We start from the raw sequence: 22,810 nt of genomic DNA, 5'->3' as shown, positions 1-22,810 counted from the left end.
GACCGATGAAAACATCCGCCCCGACACATAGACACCTGCCCGGCGACCTCGCCGTCTGGTTCTTCATATTTGCGGAACTCGCGGTATTCGGCATCCTGTTCATCGGTTTCGGCGTCGCCCGCAGCCTGGATCCGGACACCTTCAGCGCCGGCCGGCAAGTGCTGCACCCCTGGACCGGTCTGATCAACACCATCGGTCTGATCACCGCCAGCTACCTGGTCGCCGTCGCCGTTCACCGCCTGCGCCATCGCCAGCCTGGCGTTACCCCGCTGCTTTGGGGTGCCATCGCCGCGTCCTCCACTTACTCCTTCGGCAAGCTCTGGGAGTACGCAGACCTATACAGCAACGGTTACAACCTGGGCACCGACACCTTCTTCATGTTCTATTTCTTCCTCACCTTCTTCCACTTTATGCACGTTGTCCTGGGCCAGATCATCCTGGTGGTTCTGGCCATGAAGGTCAGCAGAGGCGAGTACAACGGCGACGACATGAACGGTATGGAATCCGGCGCATCCTACTGGCACATGGTGGATCTGGTGTGGCTGGTTTTGTTCCCGATGCTTTACGTTCTGGCGTAAGGAGAAAGCAGATGTTTGCGGTTTATATCGCCCTTATGGTTTGCACCATGGCACCAGTAATTGCCATGCAGACAGGTGCTGATGCTTCCGTTCTGTTATGGCTGGTTTTCGCACTGGTCATCGTAAAGGCGCTTCTGCTGGTGGATCATTTCATGGAAATGCGAAAGGCACCCGCCGGTTGGCGCCTCGCCGCCCAGGCATGGGCGCCCATCATTGTGTCAGCATTAGCCGTCTCTCACTGGACAGGTTGACCACGACTTCAGCAGCCGGAGTCGAGCCTATCGGCTATAGAAATTGCCGCGGGAAATAGGGCGGTTTTTCACTAACCGCCTGAGCCAACGAAACCATCCCCCACAACACAAACGATGTGTGCAGAACAATCGCCCAGACAATGGCGCCAGTCCAGAAGTTGCCGGTATTACCAAACAGCAGCCAGAACACCCCCACGCCGGAGAAAATCAGCGCTGCGCCGATCATCGACATATAAAACGACGCGCGGGTATGGGCCCGTCGCAAGGCCGGCACCTGTTCGGAACTCAGGTACAGCCATGCCAGCACTGCGAATCCGATAGCCGGCAGAGCCAGCAGATTCAACAGATACCAGACAACAGGAACAACGGCGCCACTACTGGCCTTCGTCTGACCTCCCGAATACTGCATAGACCACCTCCATGAGTGCACTGACAGTTGCTTCGTCATCCGATAACGGCTCGATCATCCCGGCTCGGCAGGCTTCACTGACCGGCACGCCAGCCCGCACCAGGTGAGCTGTGTGAATCAGCAACCGCGTTGATGCCGCTTCTTCCAGATCATGGTCTTTCAGGTTCCGGACCGAACGGGCCAGATTCACGAGTTGCTCCGCCAGCTCCCGATCGCAACCTGACTCCTCCATCACGATGGTCTGTTCGGCAGCGGCTTCCGGGTAATCGAAACTCATCGAGACAAATCGTTGCCGGGTACTGGGCTTCATGCCCTTAAGCAGGCTCTGATACCCCGGATTGTAGGAAACCACGAGCATAAATCCGGGAGCAGCCTTCAGCACCTCGCCCGTGCGCTCTATCGGTAATTCACGACGATCATCAGCCAGCGGGTGCAGAACCACCGTTGTGTCCTTGCGGGCTTCCACAACCTCATCAAGGTAGCAGATGCCACCCTCACGCACCGCTCGAGTCAAAGGTCCATCCTGCCAGTACGTACCCTCCGGTCCGATCAGGTGGCGGCCCACCAGGTCGGCGGCGGTCAGATCATCATGGCAGGCAACGGTATACACTGGCCGTCCGAGCTTCTCGGCCATGAACCGGACGAAACGGGTTTTGCCGCAGCCTGTAGGCCCTTTGATGAGCACGGGCAAGCCGTTGGTTGCCGCCGCCTGAAACAGCTCTATTTCGTTACCAACCGATTGGTAAAACGTCATTGCATTGAATCCTCTGAATACTGTCTTTCGGGCAAGGCAAAGCCAAACACCCATTCAGGGAAGATGACGAATATCTGCGAATCATCTTCCCGCTGTAACCTTAGCAATGCCTGCTCACAGGCCAACGCCGCCTGGCTCCAGGCAGCCTGACGGTACCAGGCTGCTGCGGCTACCGGTTTGCCCTGCCAGCTCACCACCAGGTTGTTCCCGTCCAGAAACGGCCTCACAAACCCCAACTCTGAAACCGACGCGTGGGTGTTGTTGTGAAGCAGCAAGCCCAGAGCAGAGCTGTAGTCTCCCGCTTCGTACAACTGCTCCGCCGCAGGGATGAAGCCTTGTTTTTTCAGTTCCGCCAGCGGCAAGCTGGCACCCAACAGATCTCTGCCGGCAACCGTCGCAAGATCACGACCCTGCAGGTCCCGAATATGCCTCACACCGGCCATTCTTCGCGTAACCCAGACCGGAACCGGAAGCTGTCCATTCCGGTTAACCGCCTCCAGAATCGGCGCTCGCCCGGCCGGAATACCCGACAAGAACGCCAGGGCAAAGTCTCCGACTTCGGTGTTAAACCTGAGGTCGGCCCGGCAGCCCTGATCAAGCAGATACTCCGTCAGCCGGTAGCGAGCCACATCGGTAACGCTGGTCGCGGACTCAACCCCGATCACAATCCGTTCGCCCCCGTCGCTCGCATGCACGGTAGACAAAAGGCCAGCCAGCACCACGCCAGGTAATATCCGCCACATTTTAGAGGCCCAGGGCATGGGCCCGACTGGTAAAAAAGATGCCACTGGGTTTTTCGGCACTCAGCGTTGCAACGGGCTCCAGCGAGCGAGTGTTGTATACGGTCACCCGATTACTGTCCCTGGCAGATACCCAAACCTCTTCGCCGCGGGGCGTGAATTCCATGTGCAGAACTGCGTCACCGGGCTCCAGAGTACGGATAATTTCACGAGTCTGTGAGTCGATCACCTGCACCACATCGTTGTTCGGGTGGGCAAAGCTCACCCAGATCTGGCGATTGTCCGGACTGGCCATCACAAATACCGGCTGCCCCTGCACGGGAATACGATCGCTCAGGGACCAGTCATTGGTATCCGCCACCAGTACCTGATGGTGACCAACGGCCGGAACAAAAGCCCGCCCATCGGCGATAGCCCAGCCTTCCAGATGAGGCATCTTGTAAACCGGCAACTTTTGCTCACCCTTGCCATAACCCGGAAGGATTTCTGTCGCCCCCTGCCCCGGATTCCACAGATCCAGCATCGACAATCCGTCCTCACCAAACAGACCAGCAATGTAGTAACGGCCATCCGGAGTGATCAGGGCGTCATAGGGCGCATTGCCGGCCTTGAAGCGGTTGATTTCAGGCGACTCACCGCTCATGTCGAGGGTCCATATTTCTCCCGCCTCGAACAGGCTGAACACGAACAGGTTGCCTGGTGCATCCACCAGCCCCACCGTTTTTGATCGACCAGGCTCTCCGTCTTCGCCGGTATAGCTGGCGGAGACCTCTGCCACCAGCTCCAGGGTCTGGCTGTCAAACACCTTCACACCACCGGGCTCGTAATTGGATACCGCAACGTAGCGGCCATCCTGAGAAATCGCGCCGCCAATACTGTTACCCGACTGGATAACTCGATCGGCAATGGACCGGCTCAACAGATCCACTTTCGTAAGCCCGCCATCGCGCCCGAATACATAGCCATACCGTGCGTTTCTGGAGTAAACAACCGACGCATGGGACAGATCTCCCAACCCTTCGACTCGCCCAAGAACCTGGTGGCGGGAAGTATTAATGACCAATACTGAGCCAGAAGCACGCTCAATGATCAGGCCCAGATCACCCGTCCCCATGAGCTCAGGATGAGACTCTGCCCCCGCCGATCCCTGGAACGCCTGACACCCGGCCAGGCTCAGGCTGACGATCAGGAACAGCGCCAGGATCGGTTTTTCGGGCAGCTTAAATGTTGGACTCATACTTGATCATTCCTCCAGGTTGGCCCTTCAGGGCGACACCAGTGCACCGGATTTCAATCGCTTGCTGATCCAGTAGATCTCTTCCGGAGATAACAGAGGCTTCCAGGGTGGCATCGCTGTACCCGGCACACCTTCCCGGATAATGGCGGCAATGGCCTCGACCGGAAGGTGGTCGAGATTCTCTGGCCGCAAGGATGGTCCCAGACCGCCTCTCAGGGTCAGCCCATGACAAGAGCCACAATCCTGGACCACAAGATTTGCAAGACGGGCACGGCTCTCATTCCGGTCTGGGTTGTCGTCGCCCAAAACGGTGACGGACATCATGCTTAACCCGAAAAACAGGAGTGCCGAAATCAGCATTCGCATCTGCGCTTCCCACCAAAAGCCATTCACACGCCACATCCTCCCAAGTCTTGGCCACATCGTGAAGACAGCAATAAAACTCATCCTTGATATTGGTTAATAGAGAACTTCAGATCCAGGACTATTTTGGCTTACCTATAATTTGGTATAGCGCAACGACATAACATATATCTGATATTAATCAATGACCATGAGAGCAAAGAAGCGAAACCTACGGGGACTCTTAAATCCAAGGAGAGAACCTGATGAGAGTAACAAACCTGCTGTTCAAACCATTGGCTCTGGCCGTCGCCGTTGCCTCCTTCGGAGTGATGACTGTCCAGGCCACGCCCAAGGATCCCGATCCTTCGACAACTGCTTATGAGGGCACCGCCAGCGCGGTCGACCCTGAATCCGCGAAAGTGGTTCGCACGCCAGGCGCCCCGGACCTGACCGATGCCGAGTTCGAAAAAGCAAAGCAGATCTATTTCGAGCGTTGTGCAGGGTGTCATGGCGTTCTGCGCAAAGGCGCAACGGGCAAGCCACTGACCACTGACATCACCCAGGAAAGAGGCATCGATTACCTCAAGGCCTTTATCAGCTATGGCTCACCAGCGGGCATGCCGAACTGGCTGACCTCTGGCGACCTGACCGAGCAAGAAGTGGAGCTGATGGCCAAATACGTCATGCACGAGCCACCCCAGCCTCCGGAATACGGTCTGGAAGAAATGAAAGCGACCTGGGACGTGGTTGTTCCGCCTGAAGACCGTCCCAAAAAGCAAATGAACGACCTGAACCTGAAGAACCTGTTCAGTGTGACCCTGCGCGATGCGGGCCAGATTGCCCTGATTGATGGCGATACTCATGAAATCGCACACATCATCAACACGGGTTACGCGGTCCACATATCACGCATGTCCGCCTCTGGCCGCTACCTGTTTGTTATCGGTCGCGATGCACTGGTGAATATGGTCGACCTGTGGATGGAGGAGCCGGATACGGTGGCCAAGATCAAAGTCGGCATGGAGGCGCGGTCGGTCGAAACCTCAAAATACAAAGGCTATGAGGACAAGTTCGCCATCGCTGGCACTTACTGGCCACCCCAGTTTGTGATCATGGACGGCGAAACCCTGGAGCCGAAGAAGATCGTCGGCACTCGAGGGATGACTGTGGACACCCAGGAATACCATCCTGAACCACGAGTCGCCGCCATCGTGGCCTCTCACAAGCATCCGGAATTCATCGTCAACGTGAAGGAAACCGGCAAGATCATGCTGGTGAACTACGAGGATCTGGACAACCTCTCCATCACCAATATTGATGCAGCGCGATTCCTGCATGACGGCGGATGGGACAGCAGCATGCGCTACTTCATGACCGCCGCCAACCAGTCCGACAAGATCGCCGTAGTGGACTCGCAGGACCGCGACCTTGAAGCCCTGGTGGACGTGGGCAAGATTCCCCACCCCGGCCGCGGCGCCAACTTTATGGATCCTGAGCATGGACCGGTCTGGGCGACCAGCCACCTGGGCGATCCGACCATCCAGTTGATCGGCACCGACCCCGAAGGTCATCCGGATAAGGCCTGGAAAGTGGTCAGAACGCTGAATGGCCAGGGTGGCGGATCGCTGTTCATCAAGACCCACCCGAAATCCACCAACCTTTGGGTCGATACCGCCCTGAACCCGGCTGAGACTGTTAGCCAGAGCATTGCGGTGTTCGACATCAATAACCTGGATGCCGGCTATGACGTGCTCCCGATCGCCGAATGGGCAGACCTGGGCGAGGGGCCCAAACGTGTCGTGCAGCCGGAGTACAACGTGGAGGGCGACGAAGTCTGGTTCTCGGTCTGGAACGCTCAGGACAAGAAATCGGCTCTGGTGGTCGTTGATGACAAGACCCGTGAGCTGAAGTCGGTGATCAAGGATGAGCGGCTGGTAACGCCCACCGGCAAGTTCAACGTCTACAACACCCAGCACGACGTGTACTGAGCCGTTCCGGCCCGGAGGAGAATGATGATGAGACTGGATAGCACTGACAGACACCTGATCAACCTTTTCCAGCGGGATCTGCCCGTGTGTGAAAGGCCCTATCAGGCAATGTCCCGACAACTGGGCATTGCCGAGGAGGACGTCATTGAGCGACTGCATTCGCTTCAGGCTAGTCAGGTTCTCAGCCGGGTCGGACCGGTTTTCGAACACAGCCGGGCGGGCGCAAGTCTGCTGGCTGCCGTGGCGGCACCAGAGGAACAGCTGGATCTGGTCGCTGCCCGGGTAAACCGTGCTCCCGGCGTGAATCACAACTACGCACGCGAGCACACCTACAATCTCTGGTTTGTCATGACCGCACCTGACGAAGAGACCCTGGAAGAACGGCTCGACGAACTGGAACACCAACTCAGACTTCCCATGCTTCGCTTACCCATGGTCGAGGCCTACCACATCGATCTTGGCTTCCCGATTGACTGGGAGGCACTGCCGTGACCCTTCACCACTGCCCGGAAAGTCTGGCAATGGTGCCGGAAATCGCCTCAGCCGGTCCTGTTAGTGCCTGGGGTTTGTTGCGGCTTCGGCGGCAGCTGGAACTCGGCCTTCCACTGACACCAAAGCCCTATGAGATTCTGGCTGAAAAGACCGGTTTGTCGGAGCACGAGGTGATGACCGCAATCAGACAGTGGCAGGCCCACGGGCTCATCAAACGATTCGGGCTGGTTGTCCGGCACCGGACGCTCGGTTACACCGCCAATGCCATGGTGGTGTGGGATGTGCCTGACGACCACGTACAGGCGCTGGGCCAGGCACTGGCTCACACATCGTATATCACGCTCTGCTACCAGCGCCCTCGCCGGCTCCCTGACTGGCCCTACAACCTGTTTTGCATGATCCACGGCGTTGACCGGCAACGGGTAATGAACCAGCTGGCAACGCTGATTGCCGAGCAGGGGCTGGAACAGACACCCCATGCCGTGCTGTTCAGTACCAAAGCCTACCGGCAGAGAGGAGGCCGTTATGTCAGCCATGACTGAGAGCCTGGCGACAACGCCCGAATTTACTGAGGTGGAGCGGGCTGTGATTAACCGGCTGCAAACGGGGCTGCCTCTGGTGCATTCCCCTTATGCAGCAGTAGCCGATGAGCTGGGCGTGGCCGAGGAAGAGGTTCTGAACACCCTGCAGGATCTGCTGGACCGAAACATTCTCAGACGCTTCGGCCCCATGTTCCACGCCGGCGAAATGGGGGGCGGGCTGACTCTGGCTGCCATGCGCGTTCCCCAACAGGACTTTGACCGCATCACCGCGAAGGTTAACGCCTTTGAGGAAGTGGCCCACAACTACCGCAGAGAGCATGAACTGAACATGTGGTTTGTCCTGGCAACGGAAGCGCCGGACGACATAGCCCGGGTTATCGCCGCAATTGAATCCGCGACGGGCTATCGCGTTTACAACATGCCCAAGGAGGAAGAGTTCCATGTCCATCTCCACTTCCCGGTCTGACCAAAGCTACGTGCTCTGCGCGCTGGACCGGAAACTGATCCTGGCCACACAGGGCGGTTTGCCCCTGGCAACGGACCCGTGGGGAGCTTTGGGCGAACAACTGGGATTGCCCGCAGACGAGGTTCTGGCCCGCTTCCAGCGCATGCAGAACGCCGGCGTTATCCGGCGGGTGGCCGCGGTGCCCGACCACTACCGGCTGGGTTACCGCTTCAATGGCATGACGGTCTGGGATGTCCGCGACGACGCCATCACCGACATGGGCCTTCAGGTGGGTGAACTGCCTTTCGTCAGCCACTGCTACCGACGCCCGCGGCACCTGCCCAACTGGACCTACAACCTGTTCGCCATGGTTCACGGCATCAGCCGTGAAGAAGTCGAAGACAAGGCTTCGCAGATTCACGACTTGCTCGGAGACACCTGCGAAGGCCACACCATTCTTTACAGCTCGGCCATCCTTAAAAAAACCGGTCTGCGGCTGCGGAAATCATAAGAGAGGGAGCACCATGTTCAGAATGACCCGCTACATCAAGAGCCTGATGAATCCGGCTCCTGTGCGCCCGGTTCCGAAACCGACAGGCCCGGTCGTAATCTGGAATCTGATTCGCCGCTGCAACCTGACCTGCAAACACTGCTATTCCATCTCCGCCGATGTGGATTTCAAGGGCGAATTGAGTACCGATGAGGTCTACACCGTGATGGACGACCTGAAGGCCTTCGGCGTGCCGGTGCTGATCCTGTCTGGCGGCGAGCCGCTGATGCGCCCGGATATCTTCGACATCTCTCACCGTGCCAAAGCTTTGGGCTTCTATGTCGGCCTTTCCACCAATGGCACGTTGATCACGGAAGATAATATCCAGCAGATCGCCGAGGCCGGCTACGACTACGTGGGCATCAGTATTGATGGACTTGAACAGACCCACGACGAGTTCCGCCAGAAAAAAGGCGCCTTCGCGGCCTCCATGAAGGCCGTTGAGCTGTGTAAGAACGCGGGGATCAAAGTAGGCCTTCGCTTCACGCTCACTCAGGACAATTTCCCCCAGCTGCCCGACATGCTCAAGCTGCTGGACGAACACGATATCGACAAGTTCTACCTGTCGCACCTGAACTATTCCGGCCGTGGCGGCCGCAATCGTAAGCGGGATGCCTGGTACGACATGACCCGCGACGCCATGACTCTTCTGTTCAACCATTGCCACGAGGAACTCAAACGCGGCATCGAACGGGAATACGTCACCGGCAACAACGACGCCGATGGCCCCTTCCTTCTGCAATGGGCCCAAGAAAACTACCCCGATCAGGTTCCAGCCCTGGAACAACGGCTGAGGTATTGGGGGGGCAACGCCTCCGGCGTCAACATTTCCAATATCGACAATCTCGGCGAGGTTCACCCAGACACTTTCTGGTGGGACTACAACCTGGGCAATGTCCGGAACACACCGTTCTCCCGGATCTGGTCAGAAGCCAGTGACTCACTGATGACAGGCTTTCGCCAGAACCCACGCCCCGTCAAGGGACGCTGCGCTGACTGCCGGTACCTGGCCATCTGCAATGGCAACACCCGGGTTCGGGCCTACAACATTTCCGGTGACTTCTGGGAAGAGGACCCTGGCTGTTACCTCACCAATGAAGAAATCGGTGTGCTCGACATGCCCCGGCGGGTTGCCGCGCCAGTCATCGAGATTCCGGTTCATAACCTGTAAGGACAAGCATCATGACAACCAGCCAAAGGAAGAAGTGCCTGGTGGAGTTCCAGTTGGCGGAACAACCCTTACGGGCAGGAGAGGTAGCCATCGTTGGAGCAGGTCCGGGAGACCCCGGACTTCTGACCCTGCGGGCCCTGATGCTGATAAAGCAAGCCGATGCCATTGTGTACGACCGCCTGGTTTCGCCCCAGATTATGGAACTGGTGAACCCGGCGGCCGAACGCATTCACGTTGGCAAGGCGAGCGGGTGTCATTACGTTCCACAGGAAGACACCAATGAATTGCTGGTGCAGCTGGCAGTCAAACAACGCCGGGTGGTCCGGCTGAAAGGCGGGGACCCTTACATCTTCGGCCGTGGTGGCGAGGAAGCGGAGTTCCTGGTGGATAATCATATCGACTTCCAGGTGGTACCCGGCATAACTTCCGCCGCCGGTTGCGCTTCCTACTGCGGCATACCGCTGACGCACCGGGATTACTCCCAGAGCGTCACCTTCGTAACAGGCCACCGCAAGGCCGACCAGTCCCTGGAACTGAACTGGCGTGTACTGGCGGCGCCCGGCCAGACCCGGGTGTTCTACATGGGACTCCACAACGCCCCCACCATTGTCAGGGAACTCATTGCCCATGGTTTGCCGGGTGACTGCCCCGTGGCTCTTGTGGAACGCGGAACAACGCCACAACAGCACATGGCGGTAACAACGCTGCTGGATCTCGAGGCTACCATCGCTCGTGAAGGCTTCCAGCCTCCGACGCTGATCATTGTTGGTGACGTTGTCCGGCTGGCAGAGAAACTGGCACAACCAACTGCAGCCGGCTGGTACATAAGCCAGCCCGAGGCCACTGCAGCCAGTGCGGGAGGTCGGCCGGCATGACGATTCACAATATCACCCGACTGATTATGGCCTTCAGTCTGCTGATGCCAGCCTCGATACAGGCGACACCCTCACCGGAAACGGAGTGGCTGTACCAGCAACACTGCGCCAGTTGCCATGGCCAGGATCGTCTTGGTGGCATGGGCCCGGCCCTGCTGCCGGATAATCTGTCACGGCTGAAAAAGCCGCAGGCCGAGGACGCCATTAGTAACGGCCGGCCCGCCACCCAGATGCCGGCCTTTGCCGATGTTCTCGACAAGGAATCCATAACAGCACTGGCCGATTTTATTTACCGACCGCCAGCCAGCCCGCCGACCTGGGGCCGGACCGAAATTCTGGGCAGCCATTTACTGCCCCACCCACAAGGTACTCTGCCCGACAAGCCGGCTTACCAAGCCGACATGATGAACCTGTTTCTGGTGGTGGAAATCGGCGATCATCACGTTACCCTTCTCGACGGCGACAGGATGGAACCCATCCACCGCTTCCCGAGCCGTTACGCCCTTCATGGCGGACCGAAATACAGTCCTGACGGCCGTTACGTCTACTTTGGCTCACGAGACGGCTGGATAACCAAATACGACTTGTACAACCTGAAAGTAGTCGCCGAAGTACGCGCCGGTATCAACATGCGGAACATCGCCATTTCGGCCGATGGCGACCACGTTATGGCTGCCAATTATCTGCCCCACACCCTGGTTCTTTTCGACGCCAACAACCTCGAAGTCATGGACATCATCCCGGTGGAAAACGGCGCAGGCGAAAGCTCACGGGTCAGCGCCGTGTATGCGGCTCCACCCCGGGACAGCTTCATTGCCGCCCTGAAGGACATCCCTGAAGCCTGGGAAATCACCGTAAACGATGGCGAGGCCAACGTTCGCAGGATGCAAACCGACACCTGGTTAGACGACTTCTTTTTCGACCCCCGATATGACCACCTTATTGGTGCCGCCAGGGACGGAAAGCACGGCCTGGTGATCAACCTGGATACTGGCACTACCATCGCTGAGCTGCCCCTACCAGGAATGCCGCACCTGGGCTCGGGTATAACCTGGGATTACCATGGCAAACGGGTCATGGCCACCCCGCACTTCCGAACTGGCGCCGTTTCTATTATCGACATGGACAACTGGGAAGTGATCAAAACCCTGGAAACCGACGGCCCCGGCTTCTTCATGCGCAGCCACGAAAACTCACGCTACGCATGGGTGGATGTATTCTTTGGCCCGAACAAAGACAAGGTCCACGTCATCGACAAGCAGACCCTGGAAATCGTCAAAACCCTTCAACCCGCCCCAGGCAAGGTCGCTGCCCATGTCGAATTCGACCGATACGGTGAAAAGCTTCTACTGAGCGTCTGGGATAAGGATGGCGCCGTCATTGTCTACGACGCAGATACCTTGGAGGAAGAGAAACGAATTCCCATGAACAAACCCTCCGGCAAATATAACGTCTGGAACAAGATCAACTACGAAGAGGGAACCAGTCATTGATTGTTATCGACTCAGTGAAAAAGCCTTAATGATTTAAGTCATTTCTAAAGATGCTTCTCTGATACCATAATTGACCTGACACTCGTAACAGGGTCAACGCAATGAACAGCATCTTCAGGCCAGACGTTTCCTCCGCCCCGTGCATGTTGGGAGAAAACAACCCCGAGATTATCCAGCAGGATGCCGCACCTGAGTCAGCCGCCCTGCTGAATGGTCTCAGCCGGGTCTTCGGTATTCGCCTGGCAGGGCACGAGAATGATCCGGACGCACGGTTTCTGGCAGACCTCGCCCGCTTGTTTCACCTTCGCAGGGTTGACCCCGAAACCGCGCTGGAAAAACACGACACGCCCTGGGCAAACGTTTATCTGGTTCAGTACGGCATACTTCGGCTGTTCCGGGAAGCACCCAGCGGCAAGGTGTCCGTCCACCACTTCTTTTCCGAAGGGGATATGGTCTGGCCGGTTTTTGGCCGTAGCCGAACCGTACGAAACACCCTTTGCCTGACCTCAGTAACGCCGGTAACGGCCTGGGTTGCTGACTTCGCTGCATTCCGGTCCGCTATCCAGTCGCACGGAGAAGGACTCTGGCCCCAGTTCGCCCTTGCCCTGACTGAGGAAATCGCAGAGCTGACCAGCATGAGAGAGTTCCGCAAGCACACCCTGCCGGCACGGGACCGTTACAAGTTATTGCTTGAGGAATACCCGGAGCTGGTCAAACGGGTGCCGGATAATCAACTGGCGTCCTGGCTCGGTGTTGTGCCGGCAACCTTCTCCAGGCTGAAAACCGGGGCCTCAAATCATCGTCCGTGAACTCAGATAAAAAGCTGGGTACAACATAAAAAAGGGCAGCAAGCTCTCGCCTGCTGCCCTGGAAAACGCTCAACGCTTTGTTAATACCTCAAATTCAGCCGTGCAGTTTTACCGCCAACTCGGCAACATGCTTACCCTGGAAGCGGGCAATCGCCAATTCCTTCTCGCTGGGTTGCCGTGAGCCATCCCCACCAGCGATCGTTGACGCTCCGTAGGGTGTTCCGCCATTCACTTCCGAGATATCGAAGAACTCCGGAATTCCGTAACCCAGAGGCACAATTACCATGCCGTGGTGGGCCAAAGTGGTCCAGAATGAGCTAATGGTGTGTTCTTGACCGCCACCGGTGCCAGTAGAAGTAAACACGCTGGCCACCTTGCCGTGAAGCTTGCCTTCGGCCCACAAACCGCCGGTCTGATCGAGGAAGGTACGCATCTGACCGGCCATGTTTCCGAACCGGGTTGGCGTGCCGAAAATCACCGCGTCGTAATCTGCCAACTCTTTCGGATCGGCCACTGGAGCTTCCTGGTCGGCCTTACCACCGGCACCCAGGAACGCCTGGTCTGCCATGGTCTCCGGTACGCGTTTGACCGTCACGTCAGCACCGTCCACATCCTTGGCACCCAGGGCAATGGTGTTTGCCATTGTCTCGATATGACCATACATGGAGTAATAGAGCACAAGTACTTTTGCCATCGGGAGAACCTCCTTTGTCTTTGATCTGATACCGGCATGCTAACCAGTGGCAGACTCGAGAGAAATCGGAAGTTTTCCGACAGGTTATTCAGTTTTTCTGAACAGCCTCAGGGGATGGTCACTATCGGCCATTGCGTACACGTGTACGCTCAAGTATTTTGTGGCCATGGAATATGAGGAAGACGCTCCAATGACATCAACCACATCCCCAACACAGAATGTTCATCACCGCATAGAGGAATGGCTGAACAGCGCCACCCATGGGCTCGGCGCCATCCTAAGCGTTATCGGCACCGCAGCCTTGATCATTGGCGCCAGCCAGTTAGGAGATGCCTGGAAGATTGTCAGTTTCAGTATTTTCGGCGCGTCCCTGATCCTGCTCTACCTGGCCTCTGCCCTGTATCACAGTGCCCGACGGCCGGAACTGAAAAGGGCGTTCAAAACCCTTGATCATTGCGCGATTTTTCTGCTGATTGCCGGTACCTATACACCGTTCCTGCTTGTGAACATGCGCGGAACCGTAGGCTGGACACTGTTCGCAGTAATCTGGTCACTGGCGATCACAGGCGTGGTGCTGAAGGTTATTTTCAAAAATCGCTTCAAACTCGCCAGGGTTGGCATCTATGTCGCCATGGGCTGGCTGATCACGTTCGCCTCCTCCGATCTTGTAGCCAACCTGAGTGAGACAGCCCTCAACCTGACGATCGCCGGCGGCATTGTGTACACCGCCGGTGTCGCCTTCTACCTGGCAGACCGCATACCTTATATGCATGCGATCTGGCACCTGTTCGTAATCGGCGGCAGCGCCTGCCACTTCAGTGCTATCTATTTTGGCGTCCTGCCCCATACGGTCTGATCAGAACGCCCAAACCATCGCCATCAGCATGCCCCATGCCAGCAAAGACGCCGACATAACGGTGTAGGTGGCGGACATAACCACCACATCGTTATCGCTTCGCTCGCACAATGAGCGAACGCCCTGGTAGACCAGCGCACAGGACAGGAACAAGGCGGCAAACACCGCCACAACGCTTACTGCCAGCACCGGCACTAGCAGCGCCAGTGATGAAAGCCAGAGCGGTAGCGGCGCAATTGCAGCCAGCAAATAGGCATCCTGATAACTGATTTTCAGTTGATGGCTGCCCATGACGGCGTGAATCAGCCAGCCCATCACGAAGAACGTGAGTAACTCCGCCAGGAAAAGGATAGTGGTGATAAACCGCCACTCCCTGTCTCCGAATCCCTGCATGAAGGCGTCTCCGTAATGCGTGCCGGCATAGTAGAGCAGCACCGGCGGCAGAAACGACATCGGCACTACCACCACCCACGCCAGAAACGGAATGGACAGTTCAAGGCGCCGCAACTCGGACCAGGCACCATTACCGGAAAATGGTAGACGGGCAAATTGTGTAATATTCATGATGCACCTTTAAAATGTATCCCGCGTTATTTTTACTGATAGTTTCGGTACGCCGACGGGTCAAGGACACGAGATGACTTCGGACAACTCGGGCATGCCACGAAAGAACATTCATGCGTTCTGGCTGTTTTTCCCGGCCGCATCACTATTGGCCGCATTAACGGTTCCACTGTCGATTTACAGTGTGCTGTCCGGGACAGGCTGGCCGCCAGGTTTATTGGGTGCAGGACACGGCCATGAATTGATATTCGGATTCGCCCTGGCGCTCATCGCGGGCTACACGCTTGGGCCGCAGCCACACCGGCTACTCACTACACTCTTTGTGCTTTGGGTACTCGCGAGGGTCAGCTGGATTCTTGCCCCGGAAAGTCTTGCTGCCCAACTGTTAAGCCCGGCTTTTGCCCTCTTGCTGGCGCGCTACTCGGTCCCGAGATTTCAGGCTGCCAAAAAGTGGCGCAACCGGATTGTTGGCCCGTTGATTCTGCTTCTTTGCCTGTTGTCGGTCGTTTTCTGGCTTGCCAGCAACACACTGGCCGCAAGTACACCGGCGCTACCCGATAGCCGCCAGGTACTGATAACCGGCATTGTCGGTTTGCTGCTTCTGATGACGTTTATCGGGGGGCGAATCATCGCACCGGCAGTGGCCGGCACGCTGGAGAAACAAGGCATTACCCTTGAGGCCCGGGTTCAACCACATGTTGAGGGAACTCTTCTGGCCACCTTGCTGCTGGCACTGCTGCTCAGCTTTCTGCCAGTCGCGGCCCCGGGAGTCGGGGTATTATTGCTGGTTGCGGCTTTTCTGATTGTGGTTCGTGCTGTTCGCTGGAAACTCTGGCATTGCCGAAACCGACCGGACCTATTGGTCCTAACACTTGGTTACTTCTGGCTTGCTGTAGGCGCGGGGGCAAGCGGGTTAAGCCTCCTGAAGGAAAGCGACCCCGTCCCGCCCATGCACCTGATTACGATCGGTGCCCTTGGAACTCTGTCCACCAGTGTCATGCTGCGACTGGCCTGGCAGCGAGCCAGACGAATGGCACCACCCACTTGGCAGGTTGTTGGCATTGCCTCCGGCATGACCGTTGCCGCAATCGCCCGACTCCATGCGGGGAACACACCCTTCCTTGAACCGGCTGCACTTTGGTTGTCAGCGGCTATCTGGTCCTGCCTCTATGGTTTTGTGGCGCTGCAGGTGGTTTTGCTGTTCCAGCCTGGCCAGAACCGCCGGAAATGATTGGCTACCTCCACTGCGCCAGCCTCCCGAACACCTACCCATTTCGGAATATCACTATCGCATCCAATTGTTTTTATTGAATTTTAACGCACAAAAATGCGCCGGGCCTTTCATCGAAAAACCGACCAACTGACACGTCATTTTGTCCTTGATGAATATCAAGAATCCCTCCCCGCCTCGCTTTGCACAATGGTGTCGAGAAACCCGGATGCCACCAGAAATGGGGCCAGGGGCACGTTAACCGAGGGAGTCAAAATCATGGCCAAAACCAATGCCGACATCGAACACTGGGATGTCGAAAGCGAAGAATTCTGGGAGCGGGAGGGCAAGCGCATTGCCTCCCGCAACCTGTGGATTTCCATTCCCAGCCTGCTGATGGGCTTTGCCGTCTGGCTGATGTGGGGAATGATCACCACCCAGATGAAGAACCTGGGGTTTCCATTCACCATTGATCAGCTGTTTACCCTATCTGCGATTGCCGGCCTGTCTGGCGCCACCTTGCGGATCCCGGCCTCGTTCATGATCAAGATTGCCGGCGGGCGAAACACGGTGTTCCTGACCACCGCCCTGCTGATGATTCCTGCTGCCGGTACCGGCATCGCCCTGATGAACCCCGACACACCGTTTATCGTGTTCCAGGCCCTGGCGCTACTCTCCGGTATCGGTGGCGGTAACTTTGCCTGCTCCATGAGCAACATCAGCACCTTCTATCCGAAAAGCAAACAGGGCTATGGCCTGGGCATGAACGCCGGTCTCGGTAACTTCGGCGTCACTACCATGCAAGTGGTCATCCCACTGGTAATGACCGTGGGTATCTTCGGCGCCCTCGCCGGCGACCCGATGCAGCTGCAAAGCCCGAGTGGCACCCTGATTGGCCGCATCGAAGCGGGCACCGACACCTGGATCCAGAACGCCGGGTTTATCTGGTTGGTGTTTCTGATTCCCCTGGCGTTTGCCGGCTGGTTTGGCATGAATAACCTGAAAGTGGTTACTCCCAATCCGGGCAACCCGCTCTCGGCCTTCGGCAAGATTCTGGGACTCTATGGTGTAGGCATTCTCGCCTCTATCGCAGGCGTCTGGGCCCTCAGCGTACTGAACATGTGGCTGGCCCTCCCCCTGACCATCGTGCTCACGCTGATTCTGCTGCGACTGATCCCGGGCGACATCAAGCCCAATATCCAGAACCAGTTTGCCATCTTCAGCAACAAGCACACCTGGTCCATGACCGTGCTCTACATCCTGACCTTCGGCTCTTTCATCGGCTTCTCCGCTGCCCTGCCGCTGTCTATCAGCGTTATCTTCGGCAACATGATGGAAGTGGCGGCCGATGGCACCGTAACCCGTGTGGTTAACCCGGATGCGCCGAGCGCACTTACCTGGGCCTGGATGGGACCGTTTGTGGGCGCCCTGATTCGTCCCGTGGGCGGCTGGATTTCCGACAAGGTGGGCGGATCCATCGTTACCCAGATCATCTCGGTTGTGATGGTCGCAGCCTCCGTGGCGACCGGCTATGTGATGATGCTGGCCTACAACTCCACCGATCCGAACACCTACTTTGCGCCGTTCCTGATCCTGTTCATCATCATGTTTGCGGCCAGTGGTATCGGTAACGGCTCCACCTTCCGCAGCATCGGCTTCATCTTCAACCAGCAGCAGAAAGGCCCGGTTCTGGGCTGGACCTCCGCGGTTGCCGCCTACGGTGCGTTTATCGCCCCTCGGGTGATGGGCCAGGAAATCCAGGCCGGCACTCCGGAAGTGGCCATGTACGGGTTTGCGGTGTTCTACGCGCTCTGCCTGGTAGTTAACTGGTGGTTCTACCTGCGCAAGAATGCATACATAAAAAACCCCTGATACTGGGTTCATACGACAGCCGGCGTCCGTTCAGGACGCCGGCTTTTTTGTGCCTGCTCCTCATCAAAGGCTTCTCCCTACCTATCGCGAATGACGCACTCGCCGGCAAATGCTAGATTTAAAATAATTGATTACAACCTGACAGAATCAGGGAGCCTGCCATGTCCTTCGAAGAGCTCTTTGACGCAAGCTACGAACGCGTCCTTCAGACCCCATCCGAAACCCCTGACTTCTTTGAAGCCTTCTACCGCCGGTTCCTGATGTCTTCGCCGGAGGTCCGGGCACTGTTTCGCAACACCAATATGGCAGTCCAGCGAAGTATGCTGAAGAAATCTTTTTTCAGCCTCGTGGCGTTCTACGCCAGCGGCAACGTTGACGATGTCCTCCATCGAATTGCATGCCTGCACAGTGCCCGCCATCTCAGTATCAAACCCCACCTATACGATCTCTGGCTCGACTGCCTGACGGACACTGTAAGAACCTATGACTGGGAGTGCAGTGATGATATCGAACTGGCCTGGAGGTTGGTGCTGAGCCCCGGAATCACCTATATGAAGTTCGGATACGATCACTTCTGATCTGAGGTAAGCATCAGATCAGAAGTGATCCCCGAAAGACTCTCCTTACAAACGAAAAAAGGCCGCCGGGCTATGCCTCGGCGGCCTTTTCGTCAACGGCGGTGGATCAGCTGGTAGCAGCCTGCCGGCGACGCTCTTCGGCTTCAATCTGGAGATCCACAGAAGACACTTGGTATTCGTCAGCAAACCCTGACTCCGGCTCTTTCAGCCACATGATGCACAGCAACCAGCTGATAAACGCGCCACCGGCAATGATGTAGAAGAACTGGGTCGGAGTTACGAAGGTGAAGATGGTCAGGTATACCACCGCACCCACGTTGCCATAAGCGCCCGCCATACCGGAAATCTGGCCGGTCAGGCGCCGCTTGATGGAGGGGATAATACCAAAGGTTGCGCCCTCGGCACCCTGCACGAAGAACGAGGTGAATACAGTAATGCCCACGGCAATAATCAACGGCCAGTTGGAGTTCATCAGGCCCATGAGCGCGAAGCCCACCGAGATGCCGAACATGTAGCTGAGCATCACAAACCGGCGGTTGCCCATGCGGTCTGAAACCAGGCCACCCATCGGACGTGCCACCAGGTTCACGAAAGCGAAGGAGGCAGCGATAAGGCCGGCTGCGGTCGCGCTCAGGCTCCAGGTTTCCTCGAAGAACATCGGCAGCATGGACACCACCGCCAGCTCGGCACCAAAGTTGGCGAAGTAAGTGCTGTTCAGAGCTGCCACGCTGTTAAACGGGTACTTGTCGTCTTCGGGCACACCCTGTTTCAGCAAGGGAACATTAACCCGCAGAATCTGGATAATCTGATAGCAGACAATGGCCACGATCACGGCGTAACAGATAACGGCTCCGGTAGCACTCAGATACCCCATGTTCTCGATGCGCCATACCAGAATGCCCAGAACGCCCACCAGGGGAATGGTCCAGAGGATCAGCTTGATCATGTCGCCCCAGCTGCTGACTTCCAGTGCCACGGCCTTGCGCGGCTTGCGATGGACGGTGCCCGCCGGGCCGTCGGTAATCGCAAACCAGTAGTACACACCATAGGCCGCCATAACGATTGCGCTCTGGGCGATGGCCCAGCGCCAGCCGTCCTCACCGCCGTACATGTGCAGTGCAATAGTTGGCAATGTTATCGCCGCAGCGGCAGAGCCGAAATTGCCCCAACCGGCATAGAAGCCTTCAGCAAAGCCGATGTCTTTCGGCTTGAACCACATGGCGGTCATGTGGATACCCACCACAAAGCTGGCACCGATGGAGCTGAGCACCAGACGGCTGACCAGGAGCTGGGTCATGGTGTTACCAAAGGCAAACACCAGGGCCGGGATGGACATCAGGACCATCAGTACGGAAAACACACGACGGGGACCAAAACGGTCCAGGGCCATGCCCACGATGATCCGGGCAGGAATGGTTAATGCCACATTACAGATGGCGAAGAGGCGGAGGTCATCGGCGGTCAGCCAGTCGACGCTCTTGAGCATGCTCGATGCCAGCGGTGCCATGTTGAACCACACGTAGAACGTGATAAAGAATGCGATCCAGGTCAGGTGCAGTGCCCTGACTTCCGGATTCTTGACGTGGAAAACGTCTGCGACTTTCATGTCAGCCTCCCTGGGCTTTCAGGTACAGAAACGGTTATGGCCAGACTCAACGGCTGGGCAGAATAAGAAGTGGGCACTGGATGCGGCGGGCGAGGAAGGAACTCACGCTACCGAAGGTCATGTAATCCAGTTCGTCCACGAAATAGGTCAGTGAGCGGGCAATGAAGCCGCCGTCGGGCTCGTGGCTGTGGCGTGCGATAACGAGCATGTCCGGATGAACCTTTTTCTCCGCTGCGAACAGCAGCATCTTTCGGGCGTCGCCCTCCAGAAGCATGTTTTCGGCGGAGACCTGTTCCTGCTCACAAACCTCCATGGCCTCGGCAATGTGCTTTTTCAGATCGGCCACTTCTTCCTGGAACATGTCCTCGTTTCCCGAGGTGATGTCCCGCGGATTCTCGGCAACTGCAACCAGAGTGATGACGGGTTTGAGATCGCGAAACATGGTGATGGTCTGAGCCAGTGCCAACCTGGCATTTCGCGAGCCATCGTAGGCAATCATGATTTTCATTTTGGGTTCTCCCGAGGGCGTTTTCGGCGCCCTTTCAAAGGTCATTTCAAGGGGCATCCATTGATATCTGTCAGCATTAGCCCACACTCCGGTGCCGCTCATAATTGACGTAAATCAACCCTGGCAACACGTACCCCACGAGAGAAATCAAGGGTCTATCCCCTGAGCGCCAGAAACCCCGGATTGCCTACCACCACTGCACCCAGCAGGAGGTACCTCCAATGCCCCGCATGGAAAAACCCTGTTTTTGATATGGTTTAAGACGTGCTTTCAGACAGCACCTGATGGATATCTGAACGGAGGGGAAAATGGCCATTAGCCCATCAAAACCTGAGCAATATCGCGCGCTGGGTCTATCCACATTTGCCTTCACCCTGTGCTTTGCGGTGTGGACCATTTTCTCCATCATCGGGATTCGTATCAGCGAAGATCTCGGGCTGTCGGATACCCAGCTGGGACTGCTGATGGCAACCCCGATTCTTACCGGCTCAATCAGCCGACTGTTTCTGGGCATCTGGACGGACCGTTACGGCGGCCGCTGGGTATTCGGCATTTTGATGCTCACTACCGCCGCCTGCGTATACCTGCTCACCTTCGCGACGACCTACATCATGCTGCTGGTAGGCGCTCTGGGTGTCGGCCTGGCCGGTGGTGCCTTTATCGTGGGGGTGGCCTACACAGCCGCCTGGTTTGAACCGGAGCGGCAGGGAACGGCCCTGGGGATCTTTGGCGCGGGCAATGTGGGTGCAGCGGTAACCAACTTCGGCGCCCCGTTCCTGCTGGTGGCATTCGGCTGGGAAAGCACCGCGCAGATCTACGCTACGGTGCTGGCGATTATGGGCGTCATTTTCATCCTGCTGGCCAAGGAAGACCCAATGGCCGCCGAGCGGGCTGGCAGCACGTCCAAAACCTTCCTGGAGCAGATGGAACCCCTGCGGGAGCTGAGGGTCTGGCGCTTTGCCCTGTACTACTTCTTCGTGTTCGGCGCCTTTGTGGCTTTGGCGCTCTGGCTGCCGCACTTCCTGATTGGCGTCTACGGCCTGGACATCAAAACCGCCGGCATCATTGCGGCGCTCTACACCATCCCTGCGTCCCTGTTCCGGATTCTCGGCGGCTGGATGTCAGACCGTTTCGGCGCCCGTCGGGTGATGTACTGGACCTTCGGTGCTTCGGTTCTGTGCACGTTTCTGCTGAGCTATCCGCCCACCGATTACGTCGTTCAGGGAATTGATGGTGATATCCGCTTTACCCTGGCCATGAACCTGCCCATGTTCGTGGCGCTGATCTTTATCCTCGGATTCTTTATGTCCCTGGGCAAGGCAGCGGTGTACAAACACATTCCGGTTTACTACCCCATGCATGTCGGCGCCGTAGGCGGTGTGGTTGGCATGATTGGCGGGCTTGGAGGATTTATCCTGCCATTGACCTTCGGTGTGCTGAACGACCTTACGGGCATCTGGCAGAGCTGCTTTATGCTGATGTTTGTGATCGTTGCAGCTGCCCTGGCGTGGATGCACTATGCAATCCGTTCTGCCGAGCGGGTGGAGTGGGCCGCCAACGAGGAAAGAACGGATTTGCCGGAACTGGCCTCGCCACAGCTGTTTTACCCGTTAAACCGTAAAAAGCCCCAAGGGCCGCTGGCGCCTCCGCCGACAGCCGGCCGATCATAAAGCCGCCGGATTGATTGCGCCTCGTTGCCCCGCACTACGGGGCTCTTTTCGTATAATCGCTGCTCGTAAAGAGGCAGATTTGATGACAGGGGGCGGACATCATGACCAAGTGGCTGGTTAAATCAGAACCTGCGGAGTGTGGCATTGAGGATTTTGCCAAAGCCCCGGACGGGGTGATCCCCTGGGACGGCGTGCGTAACTACCAGGCCCGGAATTTTCTGGCCCGCATGGCAGAAGGCGACGAGGTTTTCCTCTATCACTCCAGCTGCAAGCACATCGGGATTGCCGGCATTGTGAAGGTCGTTCGCAGCGCCTACCCCGATCCGACCCAGTTTGACCCGGAATCGCCCTACTACGACGCCAAGAGCACAAAGGAAAAACCGCGCTGGCAGGCCGTGGACATGGCCTATGTCCGCACCCTGCCAAGGCTGATCCCGCTGGATGAGCTGAAATCCATGGCCGGGCTGGACAGCCTGCCTCTGGTCCGCAAAGGTAACCGGCTTTCCGTCATGCCTGTCGGTGAAGAAGAGTGGCAGATAATCCTGAGCCAGGCTGGCTGACACAGGGCATCCG

At 57.3% G+C, this 22,810-nt stretch carries 25 protein-coding genes and 1 pseudogene; 17 read left to right on the top strand and 9 right to left on the bottom strand.

Annotated elements, in window-relative coordinates; all coding sequences use genetic code 11:
- Positions 1 to 5 precede the first annotated feature (5 nt).
- The gene (locus FMN52_RS13020; protein WP_148609017.1) at positions 6 to 578 is read left to right on the top strand and encodes a cytochrome c oxidase subunit 3; all 573 of its coding nucleotides are present in this window, start codon (positions 6 to 8) and stop codon (positions 576 to 578) included.
- Positions 579 to 589: 11 nt separating this feature from the next.
- Positions 590 to 829: a cytochrome C oxidase subunit IV family protein gene (locus FMN52_RS13015; protein ID WP_148609016.1), complete on the top strand. Its 240-nt coding sequence runs from the start codon at positions 590 to 592 to the stop codon at positions 827 to 829.
- A gap of 34 nt (positions 830 to 863) precedes the next feature.
- On the opposite strand, the gene FMN52_RS13010 is transcribed toward FMN52_RS13015, so the two are convergent.
- The 5 genes from FMN52_RS13010 to FMN52_RS12985 are packed head-to-tail and all read right to left on the bottom strand — an operon-like array spanning position 864 to position 4,335.
- A complete protein-coding gene (locus tag FMN52_RS13010) occupies positions 864 to 1,238 on the bottom strand; it encodes a hypothetical protein (RefSeq protein WP_148609015.1) in 375 nt (124 codons plus the stop codon).
- Complete coding sequence (locus FMN52_RS13005) at positions 1,204 to 1,992, bottom strand: CbbQ/NirQ/NorQ/GpvN family protein (protein WP_148609014.1); 789 nt, start codon at positions 1,990 to 1,992, stop codon at positions 1,204 to 1,206. Before FMN52_RS13005 ends, FMN52_RS13010 begins: the two co-directional genes overlap by 35 nt.
- A complete protein-coding gene (locus tag FMN52_RS19750; protein ID WP_153245340.1) occupies positions 1,989 to 2,735 on the bottom strand; it encodes a hypothetical protein in 747 nt (248 codons plus the stop codon). The genes FMN52_RS13005 and FMN52_RS19750 overlap by 4 nt, the downstream gene beginning before the upstream one ends.
- 1 nt (position 2,736) lies before the next feature.
- The gene (locus tag FMN52_RS12990; RefSeq protein WP_240339512.1) at positions 2,737 to 3,951 is read right to left on the bottom strand and encodes a cytochrome D1 domain-containing protein; all 1,215 of its coding nucleotides are present in this window, start codon (positions 3,949 to 3,951) and stop codon (positions 2,737 to 2,739) included.
- Between the two features lie 45 nt (positions 3,952 to 3,996).
- On the bottom strand, positions 3,997 to 4,335 hold the full coding sequence (locus FMN52_RS12985; RefSeq protein WP_240339475.1) for a cytochrome c: 339 nt from the start codon (positions 4,333 to 4,335) through the stop codon (positions 3,997 to 3,999).
- Between the two features lie 308 nt (positions 4,336 to 4,643).
- Between FMN52_RS12985 and FMN52_RS12980 the strand changes: the two genes are divergently transcribed.
- The 9 genes and pseudogenes from FMN52_RS12980 to FMN52_RS12940 all read left to right on the top strand — a co-directional run bounded on the left by FMN52_RS12980 (position 4,644) and on the right by FMN52_RS12940 (position 12,679).
- The gene (locus tag FMN52_RS12980; protein WP_240339511.1) at positions 4,644 to 6,302 is read left to right on the top strand and encodes a nitrite reductase; all 1,659 of its coding nucleotides are present in this window, start codon (positions 4,644 to 4,646) and stop codon (positions 6,300 to 6,302) included.
- 27 nt (positions 6,303 to 6,329) lie between these two features.
- A complete protein-coding gene (locus tag FMN52_RS12975) occupies positions 6,330 to 6,794 on the top strand; it encodes an AsnC family transcriptional regulator (RefSeq protein WP_148609009.1) in 465 nt (154 codons plus the stop codon).
- A gap of 29 nt (positions 6,795 to 6,823) precedes the next feature.
- Complete coding sequence (locus FMN52_RS12970) at positions 6,824 to 7,336, top strand: Lrp/AsnC family transcriptional regulator (protein ID WP_148609753.1); 513 nt, start codon at positions 6,824 to 6,826, stop codon at positions 7,334 to 7,336.
- A complete protein-coding gene (locus FMN52_RS12965; RefSeq protein WP_148609008.1) occupies positions 7,320 to 7,802 on the top strand; it encodes an Lrp/AsnC family transcriptional regulator in 483 nt (160 codons plus the stop codon). The genes FMN52_RS12970 and FMN52_RS12965 overlap by 17 nt, the downstream gene beginning before the upstream one ends.
- Positions 7,777 to 8,292, top strand: coding sequence for an Lrp/AsnC family transcriptional regulator (locus FMN52_RS12960; protein ID WP_148609007.1), 516 nt, complete (start codon positions 7,777 to 7,779; stop codon positions 8,290 to 8,292). The genes FMN52_RS12965 and FMN52_RS12960 overlap by 26 nt, the downstream gene beginning before the upstream one ends.
- 13 nt (positions 8,293 to 8,305) lie before the next feature.
- Positions 8,306 to 9,502, top strand: a complete 1,197-nt coding sequence (nirJ, locus tag FMN52_RS12955; protein ID WP_148609006.1) for a heme d1 biosynthesis radical SAM protein NirJ — start codon at positions 8,306 to 8,308, stop codon at positions 9,500 to 9,502.
- 77 nt (positions 9,503 to 9,579) lie between these two features.
- Positions 9,580 to 10,377 (top strand): annotated as a pseudogene (gene cobA / locus FMN52_RS12950) (uroporphyrinogen-III C-methyltransferase); the annotation flags it as partial.
- On the top strand, positions 10,374 to 11,870 hold the full coding sequence (locus tag FMN52_RS12945; RefSeq protein WP_148609004.1) for a nitrite reductase: 1,497 nt from the start codon (positions 10,374 to 10,376) through the stop codon (positions 11,868 to 11,870). The pseudogene cobA and the gene FMN52_RS12945, both read left to right, overlap by 4 nt.
- Before the next feature lie 101 nt (positions 11,871 to 11,971).
- Positions 11,972 to 12,679 carry a Crp/Fnr family transcriptional regulator gene (locus FMN52_RS12940; RefSeq protein WP_148609003.1) on the top strand — a complete coding sequence of 236 codons (708 nt, stop codon included), beginning with the start codon at positions 11,972 to 11,974 and terminating at the stop codon, positions 12,677 to 12,679.
- Between the two features lie 94 nt (positions 12,680 to 12,773).
- On the opposite strand, the gene wrbA is transcribed toward FMN52_RS12940, so the two are convergent.
- On the bottom strand, positions 12,774 to 13,373 hold the full coding sequence (gene wrbA / locus FMN52_RS12935; protein WP_148609002.1) for an NAD(P)H:quinone oxidoreductase: 600 nt from the start codon (positions 13,371 to 13,373) through the stop codon (positions 12,774 to 12,776).
- Between the two features lie 190 nt (positions 13,374 to 13,563).
- Here wrbA and FMN52_RS12930 point away from each other — a divergent pair, with 190 nt between their 5' ends.
- The gene (locus tag FMN52_RS12930) at positions 13,564 to 14,229 is read left to right on the top strand and encodes a hemolysin III family protein (protein ID WP_148609001.1); all 666 of its coding nucleotides are present in this window, start codon (positions 13,564 to 13,566) and stop codon (positions 14,227 to 14,229) included.
- Here FMN52_RS12930 and FMN52_RS12925 read toward each other — a convergent pair whose 3' ends face one another.
- Positions 14,230 to 14,793 carry a Yip1 family protein gene (locus FMN52_RS12925; protein ID WP_148609000.1) on the bottom strand — a complete coding sequence of 188 codons (564 nt, stop codon included), beginning with the start codon at positions 14,791 to 14,793 and terminating at the stop codon, positions 14,230 to 14,232.
- Between the two features lie 73 nt (positions 14,794 to 14,866).
- Between FMN52_RS12925 and FMN52_RS12920 the strand changes: the two genes are divergently transcribed.
- From FMN52_RS12920 to FMN52_RS12910, 3 genes are all read left to right on the top strand, one after another.
- Positions 14,867 to 16,024: an NnrS family protein gene (locus FMN52_RS12920; RefSeq protein WP_148608999.1), complete on the top strand. Its 1,158-nt coding sequence runs from the start codon at positions 14,867 to 14,869 to the stop codon at positions 16,022 to 16,024.
- A 258-nt stretch (positions 16,025 to 16,282) separates the two neighbouring features.
- Positions 16,283 to 17,875, top strand: coding sequence for an antiporter (locus FMN52_RS12915; RefSeq protein WP_148608998.1), 1,593 nt, complete (start codon positions 16,283 to 16,285; stop codon positions 17,873 to 17,875).
- A gap of 161 nt (positions 17,876 to 18,036) precedes the next feature.
- The gene (locus FMN52_RS12910; RefSeq protein WP_148608997.1) at positions 18,037 to 18,453 is read left to right on the top strand and encodes a globin; all 417 of its coding nucleotides are present in this window, start codon (positions 18,037 to 18,039) and stop codon (positions 18,451 to 18,453) included.
- A 106-nt stretch (positions 18,454 to 18,559) separates the two neighbouring features.
- On the opposite strand, the gene FMN52_RS12905 is transcribed toward FMN52_RS12910, so the two are convergent.
- A complete protein-coding gene (locus FMN52_RS12905; protein ID WP_148608996.1) occupies positions 18,560 to 20,059 on the bottom strand; it encodes an MFS transporter in 1,500 nt (499 codons plus the stop codon).
- A gap of 46 nt (positions 20,060 to 20,105) precedes the next feature.
- A complete protein-coding gene (locus FMN52_RS12900; RefSeq protein WP_088828169.1) occupies positions 20,106 to 20,567 on the bottom strand; it encodes a universal stress protein in 462 nt (153 codons plus the stop codon).
- 308 nt (positions 20,568 to 20,875) lie between these two features.
- Here FMN52_RS12900 and FMN52_RS12895 point away from each other — a divergent pair, with 308 nt between their 5' ends.
- The gene (locus FMN52_RS12895; protein ID WP_148608995.1) at positions 20,876 to 22,237 is read left to right on the top strand and encodes a nitrate/nitrite transporter; all 1,362 of its coding nucleotides are present in this window, start codon (positions 20,876 to 20,878) and stop codon (positions 22,235 to 22,237) included.
- A 101-nt stretch (positions 22,238 to 22,338) separates the two neighbouring features.
- The gene (locus FMN52_RS12890; protein WP_148608994.1) at positions 22,339 to 22,797 is read left to right on the top strand and encodes an EVE domain-containing protein; all 459 of its coding nucleotides are present in this window, start codon (positions 22,339 to 22,341) and stop codon (positions 22,795 to 22,797) included.
- Positions 22,798 to 22,810: the final 13 nt, after the last annotated feature.

Origin of the sequence: Marinobacter sp. BW6 (genome assembly GCF_008107725.1) — a bacterium.
GTDB lineage: Bacteria > Pseudomonadota > Gammaproteobacteria > Pseudomonadales > Oleiphilaceae > Marinobacter.
The sequence above is the reverse complement of the archived record's forward strand: the minus strand, read 5'-3'. Positions and strand labels throughout refer to the sequence as shown.